The sequence below is a fragment of the Pseudomonas fluorescens genome, assembly GCF_902497785.1.
Classification (GTDB): domain Bacteria; phylum Pseudomonadota; class Gammaproteobacteria; order Pseudomonadales; family Pseudomonadaceae; genus Aquipseudomonas; species Aquipseudomonas fluorescens_BO.
In genome coordinates this window covers 32138-43896 of the sequence record NZ_CABVHK010000014.1, presented here as the reverse complement: position 1 = coordinate 43896, position 11759 = coordinate 32138, and the positions used below count along the sequence as shown (strand labels likewise).

The following is an 11759-nucleotide window of genomic DNA, read 5'->3' as shown; positions in this document are numbered from 1 at the left end:
GCGGGTTTTTTGTCGATCAGCGCACAAATCGATCAGAGCCTGAAATCACAGCTCCGAGAAGCACTCTTCGATGATCGCCAGGCCTTTGTCCAGTTGCTCGTCCGGCGAGGTCAGCGGTACCAGGACGCGCAGAACGTTGCCGTAGGTGCCGCAGGACAGCAGGATCAGACCCTTGTCGCGTGCCTTGGCCACAACCGATGCCACGGCCGCCGCGTTTGGCTTGTGGCTGTCGCCGTCAACGAACAGCTCGACCGCGATCATAGCGCCCAGGGCACGGACTTCGCCGATCACCGGGTACTTGGCCTGGATGGCTTTGAGGCCAGTGACCAGACGCTCGCCGACGGCTTTGCAGCGGTCCAGCAAATGTTCTTCCTCGAACACTTCCATCACGGCCAGGGCCGCGGCGCAAGCGATCGGGCTACCGGCGTAAGTGCCGCCCAAGCCGCCTGGAGCGATGGCGTCCATGTATTCGGCCTTGCCGCACACACCGGCCAACGGGAAGCCGCCAGCAATGGATTTGGCGAAAGTGGTCAGGTCGGCGGAAACGCCCATCTGTTCCATGGCGAAGAAGGTACCGGTACGCCCAGCGCCGGTCTGTACTTCGTCAGCGATCAACAGAATGCCGTGCTGGTCGCACAGTGCGCGCAGACGCTTCATGAACTCTTTAGGCGCGACGTAGAAACCGCCTTCGCCCTGCACCGGCTCGATGATGATAGCGGCGATGTCACGTGGCTCGGCGTCGTTCTTGAAGATGCGCTCGATGCTGGCGATCGAATCGTCGACGCTCACACCGTGCAGCTCGTTCGGGTACAGCGCGCGGAACACGCCGCCTGGCATCAGGCCCATACCGGCCGAGTAAGGCACGACTTTACCGGTCAGGCCCAGGGTCATCATGGTGCGACCGTGGTAAGCGCCGGTGAACGCGATTACGCCGGCACGGCCAGTGGCGGCACGGGCGATTTTCACGGCGTTTTCGACGGCTTCGGAGCCGGTGGTCACCAGCAGGGTTTTCTTGGCGAAATCTCCTGGCACCTTGGCGTTGATTTTTTCGCACAGCTCTACGTACGGTTCGTAAGCCAGCACCTGGAAGCAGGTGTGAGTCAGCTTGTTCAACTGCTCGGTCACGGCGGCGATGATTTTCGGGTGCAGGTGGCCAGTGTTGAGTACGGCGATACCGCCGGCGAAGTCGATGAACTCGCGACCTTCAACGTCAGTCACGGTGGCGTTCTTCGCGGACTCGGCGAAGATCGGGTGAATCTGGCCAACACCGCGTGGTACAGCGGCTTCGCGGCGTTTCATCAGGGATGCGTTAGTCTTGCTCATACAGTCCTCATTCACCGCTCATCGGGCGGCGTCGTTCAAGGAAAATGTGGCGGGAGATAACTGCGGCAGCATTCGATGATCGACTGCCACAGCGCCCCAGGCCACAGAGAAAATTCCGGTTGTAACGCAGAAAGGGTCAGCGCTCTCGTGCCCTTTCCGCTTGAAGCAATGCCTTGCCGGGCTGATTAGATGCCCAGGCAGAGGTATTTGATTTCCAGGTAATCTTCGATGCCGTACTTGGAGCCTTCACGGCCCAGGCCCGACGCCTTGATGCCGCCGAACGGCGCGACTTCGTTGGAGATCAGCCCGGTGTTGACGCCGACCATACCGTATTCCAGAGCTTCCGCCACACGGAACACACGGCCCAGATCACGCGCATAGAAGTAAGAAGCCAGGCCGAACTCGGTGTCGTTGGACATCGCGATCACTTCGGCTTCATCTTTGAAGCGGAACAGTGGCGCCAATGGACCGAAGGTTTCTTCCTTGGCCACGGCAGCGTTGTTCGGCACGTTGGTCAGGATGGTCGGCTCGAAGAAGTTGCCTTCGATGGACTTGCCGCCGGACAGCACGGTGGCGCCTTTGGAAACGGCGTCCGCGATATGTTCTTTAACCTTGGCCACGGCTTTTTCGTCGATCAGCGGGCCAGTGGTGGTGCCGTCTTCCAGACCGTTGCCGATCTTGAGTTTGGCCACGGCCACTTTCAGCTTTTCGGCGAACGCGTCGTACACCGAATCCTGAATGTACAGACGGTTGGCGCAGACGCAGGTCTGGCCGTTGTTGCGGTACTTGGAAATGATCGCGCCTTCAACGGCCTTATCCAGGTCCGCATCGTCGAACACGATGAACGGCGCGTTGCCGCCCAGCTCCAGGGACACTTTCTTGATGTCCTTGGCGCATTCCGCCATCAACTGGCGACCGATTTCGGTCGAGCCAGTGAAGGACAATTTACGCACGATCGGGTTGCTGGTCAGCTCGCTGCCGATGTCGCCGGCGCTGCCGGACACCACGCTGAACACACCAGCAGGAATGCCGGCACGCTGGGCCAGTTCAGCCAGGGCGAAGGCCGAGAACGGAGTTTGCGAAGCAGGCTTGAGCACCATGGTGCAACCGGCGGCCAGGGCCGGACCGGCTTTACGGGTGATCATGGCAGCGGGGAAGTTCCACGGGGTAATGGCCGCGGTCACGCCGATGGGTTGCTTGATCACGATCAGACGTTTGTCCGGCTGGTGGCCCGGAATCACGTCACCGTAGACGCGCTTGGCTTCTTCAGCGAACCACTCGATAAAGGAAGCGGCGTAAACGATTTCGCCCTTGGCTTCGGCCAATGGCTTGCCTTGTTCCAGAGTCATCAGGCGAGCCAGGTCGTCCTGGTTCTCGATGATCAGCTCGAACCAGCGACGCAGCTTGTTCGCACGGTCCTTGGCGGTCAGTGCACGCCAGGCCGGCAGCGCTTTGTCAGCGGCTTCGATGGCACGACGGGTTTCGGCAGCACCCATTTTCGGCACAGTGCCCAGAATTTCGCCCGTTGCCGGGTTGTTGACCTTGATCGTCTGACCATTGTCCGCATCAACCCAAGCGCCATCGATAAAGGCTTGCTGGCGGAACAACTGGGTGTCTTTAAGCTGCATGTCGGCTTTCCTTAACAGCACCGCGGCAGGCGCGGAGCAAATTATGATTGTAGAAAGGCGCCCAAAAGGCTGCCGTCAGGGAAATCATCCACCGGGCTGAAGCACATAAATAGCGCACGGAATGAACTCGTGCGGTTCAGCACCCAGACAAGAGCGTTTGAAATCTCAAACGAATCCTAGGATCAAAGGGGGTAAAGGACAATAGCCTGTTCGAAAAAAAGAACGAAAACGCCGCATTTGCCACAAATTTCAGATCAGCGTAGCAAACGCAGGTTACGCTTTGAGAAAGCGCTGTTGATTCAGCAGCATGGACGCCCGCAGTGCATATGAGTATCATGGCGCCCGCTTGCACCAGTAGCTCAGCTGGATAGAGTACTGCCCTCCGAAGGCAGTGGTCGTGGGTTCGAATCCCGCCTGGTGCACCATCTACAAGTTTCCACATGATCGGAAACACCCCAAGAAGCCCGCCCTGTGCGGGCTTTCTTGTTTCTGGGTGTATATGAATGCACCCGCACAGCATCCCGTGTGAACGCATGGCGTTTCATCTGCGCCTCCGTAACAATTAAGATCAATGATTACGGGGCCAACATCGGCAACAACAGCGGATGCGTTTTTCACACAGCCTGGGCCGACAGCTGACGGAGGAGAAAGGCCGCTAGTGAGGTCGTCTGTTACGTTAGATGGCAATCGCTCGGTCACTGTTATCATTGCGTCATCCCTACGCAAGCCAGCGACCTGTTCCTCGGCTGGACCACCGGCCCCAGCGGTCGTCACTTCTACGTATGCCAGTTGCGCGACATGAAAGTCTCGGTCGAACTCGAAATCTTTGATGATGAGGCTTCGCAGCCTACGGTCGGCTCTGTGGTCGAGCCCTGGCCCGCGCCCACGCCAAGTCGTCAGGACACGCCGCGCAGACCAGCGGCTACATCGGCAAGGACGAGGCGCTGGCCGATGCGCTCTGTCAATATGCCAAGGGTTACACCGATCAGAACGAACGCGATTTCGAGGTTTTCCAGCCGGCCTGTCGCAAGGGCCATTTACGTGCGCGTTCGGAAGCCGGATTTGCGGCCGATCATTTGCCCTGAGCGCATCGAGTAACGCTGCCTCTCGCCACTGTCGCCCTCATCTGTCGGCAGTGGCAACGCCGAGTTCGAAAATCCCCGCACACACTTCTTGCAGCCTAGCCCTGCCGATCTATATGATAAGTATTATCATTTGTGATATTTACTCATCCGGCGCCTGCACACCATGCTCTCAAATTCCGAACCGAGCTTCTGCGATGTGGCCGTGCTTTACCGCCAACAGCACAGCTGGCTGCAGAACTGGCTAAGGCGCCGGCTGAACTGCTCGCAAAGCGCGGCAGACCTGGCCCAGGACACATTCATGCGCCTGCTGGCCAAGGAGCAGGTTCCGCAATTGCACGCCCCACGTACCTTCCTGGCGAAAGTGGCGCAGAGCGTTCTGTCCAATCATTACCGTCGGCAAAAACTCGAACGCGCCTACTTTGAGGCGCTCGCTGCGATGCCAGAGCAGGTGGCACCGAGCCTGGAAACCCAGGCGATTCTGCTGGAAACCCTGATTGCCCTCGATGCCGCCCTGGAAGGTCTGGAGCGTCCGGTGCGCGAAGCGTTTCTCTGGTCGCAGGTTGACGGTTTGAGCCACGGCGAAATCGCCGAGCGACTCGACGTGTCGATCACCACGGTCAAGCGTTACATCGTCAAGGCCGGGGCGATGTGCATCATGCTCGATGAAAGCCTGGACCTACTGTGAACGGCAACGACAGGCCTTCGATTTCCGGGGACATGGCCGAGCAGGCCATGCATTGGTATCTGGAGCTTCAGGAGCACGACGTCAGCGAAGCGACTCGAGCTGCCTGGATGAACTGGCGTCAGGCGCAACCTTTGCACGAACGCGCCTGGCAGCGGGCCGAGGTTTTCGCCCAACGCATGAGTGAGGTCCGCAGCCCGGGCCAACGTGCGCTGGCCCAGGCAACGCTGCGGCCGACGCTGTCACGGCGCGCGGCCATAAAGCAACTCAGCGTATTACTGGCTGTTGGCGCAGGTGCCTGGAGTTTGAAAGACACCGCTCTCCTGCAAGACTTGACCGCCGATTACCACAGCCGGATCGGCGAGCAACGCCGCGTCGTGCTCACCGACAACACACAGGTGCAACTCAACACCGACAGCGCCATCAACGTGGTGTTCGAGCGCGAGAGCCATCGCGTCAAACTGCTGCGTGGCGAGATGCTGATCACCCGCGACAACATTGCCGATGGCCGCCTGCTGTCGATCGATACCGCTGACGGACGACTCGAAGCGACGTTGGCGCGGTTCAGCGTCCGGCAGCGTGCGGGGTTCACTCATGTGAGCGTTTATCAGGGCACGCTGGTGATCAGCCCTTCCCTGCAACGCCGTGAGCCGGTTGCGCTGAAGGCTGGCGAGCAGGTCAGCTTCAATGATCAGGGCTTGATGCTCCGGCAAACCGACGCGCTGACTGCCCCTGCGTGGACCCAAGGCATGCTGGTTGCCCAAGGCCTGCGTCTGGCAGATTTCCTCGAGGACGTGAGCCGCTACCGACGCGGGCATCTGGCTTGCGATCCGGCGATTGCGGATATCCGGGTTTCCGGGACATTCCCCTTGGCCAATACCGAGCGAATCATCCTTGCCGTTGCCGACACCCTGCAACTCGACGTCCAGCAATTCACCCGCTACTGGGTCACGCTGAAACCCCGAATGGCCTGACGCTCACATTATTTTGCGCTTGGGTGGTCCGTTTTCGATTCTCGCGAGACTTAAACCCCAGACACTCAATTCAATGGGGGACAACTCGTGGACTTCACCGCACGCAAACGCCAGGGCTGGCACTTTTCACTCAAGCAAAACCTGGCTGGCGCAGTGGTGCAAGGCATCGCCTGCATGACTGCAACCACTCCGATGCTGATGTTGCCGAATTGGGCTGCCGCCGCCGAGCAGACGCAGCAGGACTTCGACATCCCCGCCGGGCCGCTCGCACCGGCATTGAGCCGCTTCGGCCAGACTGCGCACATCCTGCTGTCCTATCCCGCCTCATTGACCGAAGGGCGAACCACGTCTGGACTCAAGGGGCGTTACGATGCGGACCAAGGCCTGGCGGTCCTGCTCGCCGGAACCGGCATTGAGAGCAGTCGCGGCAGCAATGACAACTACTCACTGCAAGCCAGTACGGGCGGTACCTTGCAACTGGGTGCGGTGTCGATTTCCGGCAAGGCACCGGGTTCGACCACCGAAGGCACCGGACTCTACACCACCTACTCGTCCAGTAGCTCGACACGCCTGAACCTCACCCCGCGGGAAACCCCGCAATCGCTGACGGTCATGACTCGCCAGCGTCTGGACGACCAGCGCCTGACCAACCTCACCGACGCCATGGAAGCCACGCCCGGCATCACGGTCGTGCGCGATGGCTTGGGGTCGGAGACTGACGCCTACTGGTCGCGCGGCTTTGCGATTCAGAACTATGAGATCGATGGCGTTCCCACCAACACCCGCCTCGATAACTATGCGCAAAGCATGGCGATGTACGACCGTATCGAAATCGTGCGTGGCGCCACCGGTTTGATCAGCGGCATGGGCAACCCGAGCGCGACCATCAACCTGATCCGCAAACGCCCCACCGCCGAAGCCCAGGCCAGCGTGACCGGCGAGGCCGGCAACTGGGATCGCTATGGCACCGGTTTCGACGTATCCGGGCCGCTGACCGAAACGGGCAATGTTCGCGGGCGATTCGTCGCCGACTACAATACCGAAAAAGCCTGGATCGACCGCTACAACCTGCAATCGCAACTGATCTACGGCATCACCGAGTTCGACCTGACCGAAGATACGTTGCTGACCATGGGCTTTAGCTATCAGCGCACCGATGTCGACTCGCCGCTGCGCTCCGGCCTGCCGACCCGCTTCAGCACCGGTGAGCGCACCAACCTCAAACGCTCGATCAACGCCGCACCGGACTGGTCGTATAACGATCACGAGCAGACCAGTTTCTTTACCTCCATCGAGCAGCAACTGGGCAATGGCTGGAGCGGCAAGATCGAACTCACCCACGCCGAAAACCAATTCGACGAGCTGTTCAACTTCGCCATGGGCGATCTCAACAAGGATGGCAGCGGTCTTTCGCAGTTGCCGGTGCGCTTCTCCGGCACACCGCGCCAGGACAACCTCGACCTCTACGTCACCGGCCCGTTCGGCCTGTTCGGGCGAGAGCACGAATTGATCACCGGCATGACTTTGTCCAAGTACAAAGAGAACGTACCGAGCTGGGGTGGCTGGCGTTACGACTACGCCGGTTCGCCGGCGGGCGCCATCGACAACCTGTACAACTGGGATGGTAACTCTGCCAAACCGGAGTTCACCGAGAGCGGCAAGTCGTCGATCGACGAAGACCAATACGCCGCTTACCTGACCTCGCGATTCAGCGTCATGGATGATCTGAGCCTGATCCTCGGCAGCCGCGTGATCAACTGGAAGCGCGACACCTCGGACCGCCCTTACGGTGTTGAAGAAACTGAGGTCAACCGGGAAGAAAACGGAGTGTTCATTCCCTACGCCGGCGTGGTCTATGACCTCAACGACACTTGGTCGGTATACGCCAGCTACACCAAGATTTTCAACCCGCAAGCGTCATGGGTGACCGACGAAGACAACAAGCCTCTGGACCCAATGGAAGGCAAAGGCTATGAGATCGGCATCAAGGGCACGCATCTGGACGGCAAGCTCAATTCCAGTCTGGCGCTGTTCAAACTGGAGCAGGACAACCTGGCGATCTGGCAACACGATAACGTCTACAGCGCCGAGCAGGACACCACCTCCAAAGGTATCGAGCTGGAGCTGAACGGCGAACTGGCCGAGGGCTGGCAAGCATCTGCCGGGTATGCCTACTCGGTGACCACCGATGCCGACGACCAGCGCATCAGCACCAACCTGCCACGCAATAGCCTCAAGACGTTCACCACCTACCGCTTGCAAGGGCCACTGGACAAAATCACGGTGGGCGGCGGCGTGAACTGGCAGAGCAAAGTGGGCGCCGACCTGCACACCTTCAGCCAAGGCAGCTATGCAGTCACCAACCTGTTGGCGCGGTACGACATCAGCCACAACCTAAGTGCGTCGGTGAACCTGAACAACCTGTTCGACCGCGAGTACTACAGCCAGTCCGGCCTGTACGGTGTCTACGGTGCCCCGCGCAATGTCATGACCAGTTTCAAGTACAACTTCTGACATCGGGTGGATTTCAATGGGTGGATGCAGCGCTGCATGCCTGCGTCACCCATCCGCCGACAGATGAACTTTTCTTCACCTCACGCCCGAACGCCAACCTGTACATTCGCCTTGCTCATTCAAGAAACTACGGTTTGCCCGCCCTCCTGCGGGCTTTTTTTGTTTGATACACATGAAGCTAACAGCCCCTGGCAATCCTGATTTACCCCTGCGGTTTCGGCCTAATCTCATCGTCGGCGAGGTCGGGGCGATGGCGCTGATCGACAGCAGGTCTTCAGAGGCGCTGGCGACCAGAGCTTCGGTATTGATGTTGGGGCGGACTGTGAAGGGCGAGCCTTTTCGTGCAGATGGGAAGCGTGGCACAACGGCGACACTTACTAATCTTGAGCGGGCGTACCGAGCTGTTGGCCTATGTCTCTGGCGCTGTGCAATACCCGCTCGATCAAAAGGTCGTTTTGCGCCCGGGAGTAAAATATCAAATACAAACCGTGGCTAATTCTGCGCAAACCCTTCGCGTAATCCTCCTGAGAAACCCCCATCTCATCAGGCTGATCAACGAAGTCGCTCACATAGGGGGCTGATTTCACCGACAAAAGACCTTGCCCTGACGGGACTGTCTTTAGCGATAAAACGGGCGATTTGCTGCAAGTCCTCACGCGCCATTGCGGCGAATTTCAGTTGCCTCATCTACGATTTTGCTCGGCCGCGACGTTATCAATAATCGCGTCCAGCTCTGCAAAAACCGTGTCTGCGTCAATAGGCGGGCGCTCGTCGTTTCTACCAGCAGCGATTGCCTCACGAATTTCGGCAGCCTGTAATCGATCAAGAAGTCGTTGATAAGTCGCTTGCGGTAGAAGATAGGCGGCTGGGCGATTGTGGTTTAACACCGCCACAGGCTCTGAGCCGGCCTGCTCAATCACAGTGCTTGGACTGCGCTTGAGTTCTGTGATGCTGACTGAGCGGCTAGCTAGTAGTTGCTCCACGGGTAGGCTCCAAGGTACCTAAATAGGTACGGTCAACGCGTTCTGACCAGTAGCCGCTGCGGCGATTACTCCGAGTTTGAGGAGAAACGCCGAAGCATCTGGACAACGCGGGCATTCAGAATGCCCGCATCATCGTTAACGTCCATCGCGAGCAGGCTCGCTCCTACAGGTCACGGCGGTTTTGCTGCCTGGCGAAAATCGCCGCCATTTCTGGCTCATCCAGGTGATCCAGCGCTCGTTCCACTAATAGGTGAACGCCATCGGCCATGCGGCTGAGTGCCAGGGCTTTGGAGCGGCGCGAACCGTCTACATTGTCGGCGAGGTCGGCGGCTATGGCGCTGATCGACAAAAGGTCTTCCGAGGCATTGGCGAGCAGGGTTTCGGTGTTGATATTGGGGCTGACGGTGAAGAGCGAGCCTTTGCGTTCAGGTTGCTCTGGTTCGGTGGCTGGTGGGTCGGGGACTATTTTGGACATTTGACTAACTCCAGAAGTGGAGCCGTTCACACGTCGCTGCTAAACGATGGGTGGCGGCTGTGCGCGGGTTAGCAGACCGGGGAGTTAGCAAACCGGCGCGCCCGAAGGCGCCCCACGCACAGCTACCATAAAGTGCAGGTTAGTAACCTGACTGAAGAGGATGCTATGCACTTCACTAACCACGGCGGGCTGCTAAACCCGATCACTGACAACCAGTGACGCGATTCAAATTACAGACCGCTCCCAAAGCGCACAAGCCGGCGGATTCTGGCTTAGCCGTAGGCAATGACGCAAGAATTTGTAGCTTGCAGGAAGTAAACCGAAGCCCTTTTAAACAAGCCCAAAATCACTGACCTGTGGGGCTTTCCTGTGGGAGCGAGCCTGCTCGCGATGGTCTTCCGGACAGCAAGGGACAATCAGATTGCCCGTGTCATCGTTAAGGCCCATCGCGAGCAGGCTCGCTCCTACAGGTGATCATTCTTCCAAGAAATGTCACTCAGTCGTCCAGTCAAACTCGTCGTATTCATCATCCTCTTCGTCCTCGATCTCTTCCTCATCAAGAACGTCTTCTTCAGGCGCTGCCTCTGCCTGCTTGGCCAGAAGAAACTCCTTACGACTTTCGGTAATCGCTCGCCGCAATTCCTCACCCTTTTGCGGGCAATTGAACATTTGGGCGATGCGGTCGATTTTTTTTGCCACGGCATCCTCCAACGCATCGGCTATAGGCCGATAGTGCGCGCTTTTGCGGGTGGATGCCAAATTGCCGAGCACTCTTTGACTCTGTAGGAGCGAGCTTGCTCCGGGCGGCGTTCCGACGATGAACTTCAAGACGACGCACTTATCCGCAAAACACGCGTTATCGTTAACGACCATCGCGAGCAATCGAGCGTCGACCGGCTGCTCCTACAAGGGATTAGTGTTTTTTGCCTTGGTTTTTTTGCAGCGCTTTGAGTCGATCGGCGAGGTTTTCATTGGGAAAGCGTTTTTGCAATGTCGCCAACAACGCATCCGCCTCGCGTGTCTGACCGGCATTTTGCAGGCGCAGGACTTCAAGCAATTGCTCATCGAAAGTTTCCACTGGAGCGGCAGCGCGTTTGCTGACTTTTGCTTCTTCGGCCATTTCGGCGCTGATCGATTCGCTCTGTGCAGGTGGCGCAAAATCTGCCATCGGTGCCGCAGGGGCCGGGGCTGAAAGTGAGCGCGCAACCGACGAGGATGCTTGCCCGGCCTCTTTTCTGGCTACCGGCGCAGACGCTTTGGGGGCGAAATCGTAACTCGGTGTCGGCTCTGGAGTTCGCTGCACCAACGCCAGCATCAGCGCGACGCCGACAAGGCTGGCAAAAGCCACTTGCCAACGGGGTTTCTGGCAAGCCTGAACCCAGCGTTGCCACATACTCGGTTTCGGCGCAGGCGCTTCACGCTGTGCGGCGGCCAGGATGAAGGCATCAAGATGTGCCGGCGGCTCGCCGCTCGAGTGTTCGCGGAAATGCTGAAGCACTTGGTCTTCCGATGGTTTGCGGGCGTCTGTCATGTCAGTACCTCTTCGGCCAGCAGCCGACGCAGTTTTTGCTGGGCGTAGCGCAAGCGGCTTTTGACGGTTTCCAGCGGTGTGTCGGTGAGGGTGGCGATCTGTGGCAGGTCGAGATCGCCGTGGGCGCGCAGCAGGAACACTTCGCGCTGGTCGGCGGGCAGGTTTTGCAGGGCGGATTCGAGGCGCTGGTTGTCGCGGCTCAGGCTCAGCAGTTGTTCGGGATCGCCGGTGTCATCCGCCTGAGCATGGGTCTGTTCGTCATAGCTGTCGTGCAAGGGGTTGTGGATCCCGTGTTTGCGCCAGTGATCGATCAGGCGATTGCGGGCGATCTGGTAAAGCCAGGTACGAAAATTCGCTCTGCCTTGTGGCTGACTGGTGCTGCGGATCAGGCTTAGCCAGGTGTCCTGATAGACCTCTTCGGCGAGTTCGGATTTGCCGCTCAAGCCGAGCAGGAACCGATACAGCCCTTGCCGGTGACGGGCGTACAGAATCTCGAACGCTGGCCCGTCGCCTGCGCGATAGCGGGCCAGCAGTGATTCGTCGCTCGATTCGTGAGCAGACATG

At 58.9% G+C, this 11759-nt stretch carries 11 protein-coding genes, 1 tRNA gene and 2 pseudogenes; 5 read left to right on the top strand and 9 right to left on the bottom strand.

What is annotated here, in order from left to right; genetic code table 11:
* Positions 1-45: 45 nt before the first annotated feature.
* Complete coding sequence (gabT, locus tag F8N62_RS20670) at positions 46-1323, bottom strand: 4-aminobutyrate--2-oxoglutarate transaminase (protein WP_150712415.1); 1278 nt, start codon at positions 1321-1323, stop codon at positions 46-48.
* A gap of 185 nt (positions 1324-1508) precedes the next feature.
* On the bottom strand, positions 1509-2951 hold the full coding sequence (gabD, locus tag F8N62_RS20665; RefSeq protein WP_150712414.1) for an NADP-dependent succinate-semialdehyde dehydrogenase: 1443 nt from the start codon (positions 2949-2951) through the stop codon (positions 1509-1511).
* Positions 2952-3299: 348 nt separating this feature from the next.
* Here gabD and F8N62_RS20660 point away from each other — a divergent pair.
* The 5 genes and pseudogenes from F8N62_RS20660 to F8N62_RS20640 all read left to right on the top strand — a co-directional run bounded on the left by F8N62_RS20660 (position 3300) and on the right by F8N62_RS20640 (position 8206).
* Positions 3300-3376 (top strand) — tRNA-Arg (locus F8N62_RS20660).
* Positions 3377-3677: 301 nt separating this feature from the next.
* A pseudogene (locus F8N62_RS20655) lies at positions 3678-4036 on the top strand (DUF2252 family protein); the annotation flags it as partial.
* A gap of 163 nt (positions 4037-4199) precedes the next feature.
* On the top strand, positions 4200-4721 hold the full coding sequence (locus tag F8N62_RS20650) for a sigma-70 family RNA polymerase sigma factor (protein ID WP_150712413.1): 522 nt from the start codon (positions 4200-4202) through the stop codon (positions 4719-4721).
* Positions 4718-5692 carry a FecR domain-containing protein gene (locus F8N62_RS20645; protein ID WP_224791390.1) on the top strand — a complete coding sequence of 325 codons (975 nt, stop codon included), beginning with the start codon at positions 4718-4720 and terminating at the stop codon, positions 5690-5692. Before F8N62_RS20650 ends, F8N62_RS20645 begins: the two co-directional genes overlap by 4 nt.
* 174 nt (positions 5693-5866) lie before the next feature.
* Complete coding sequence (locus F8N62_RS20640; RefSeq protein ID WP_412071980.1) at positions 5867-8206, top strand: TonB-dependent siderophore receptor; 2340 nt, start codon at positions 5867-5869, stop codon at positions 8204-8206.
* A gap of 229 nt (positions 8207-8435) precedes the next feature.
* On the opposite strand, the pseudogene F8N62_RS32330 reads toward F8N62_RS20640, so the two are convergent.
* From F8N62_RS32330 to F8N62_RS20600, 7 genes and pseudogenes are all read right to left on the bottom strand, one after another.
* Positions 8436-8569 (bottom strand): annotated as a pseudogene (locus F8N62_RS32330) (DUF6124 family protein); the annotation flags it as partial.
* Positions 8570-8758: 189 nt separating this feature from the next.
* On the bottom strand, positions 8759-8869 hold the full coding sequence (locus F8N62_RS32325; protein ID WP_224791392.1) for a type II toxin-antitoxin system RelE/ParE family toxin: 111 nt from the start codon (positions 8867-8869) through the stop codon (positions 8759-8761).
* 20 nt (positions 8870-8889) lie between these two features.
* Positions 8890-9189: a type II toxin-antitoxin system Phd/YefM family antitoxin gene (locus F8N62_RS20625; protein ID WP_150712411.1), complete on the bottom strand. Its 300-nt coding sequence runs from the start codon at positions 9187-9189 to the stop codon at positions 8890-8892.
* 163 nt (positions 9190-9352) lie between these two features.
* Positions 9353-9664 (bottom strand): DUF6124 family protein, encoded by a 312-nt coding sequence (locus F8N62_RS20620; protein ID WP_150712410.1) that lies wholly within the window; start codon positions 9662-9664, stop codon positions 9353-9355.
* A gap of 492 nt (positions 9665-10156) precedes the next feature.
* Positions 10157-10423 (bottom strand): hypothetical protein, encoded by a 267-nt coding sequence (locus tag F8N62_RS20615; RefSeq protein ID WP_150712550.1) that lies wholly within the window; start codon positions 10421-10423, stop codon positions 10157-10159.
* A 154-nt stretch (positions 10424-10577) separates the two neighbouring features.
* Positions 10578-11195, bottom strand: a complete 618-nt coding sequence (locus F8N62_RS20605) for a hypothetical protein (RefSeq protein WP_150712409.1) — start codon at positions 11193-11195, stop codon at positions 10578-10580.
* A complete protein-coding gene (locus F8N62_RS20600) occupies positions 11192-11758 on the bottom strand; it encodes an RNA polymerase sigma factor (protein ID WP_150712408.1) in 567 nt (188 codons plus the stop codon). The genes F8N62_RS20605 and F8N62_RS20600 overlap by 4 nt, the downstream gene beginning before the upstream one ends.
* Between the last annotated feature and the right edge of the window lies 1 nt (position 11759).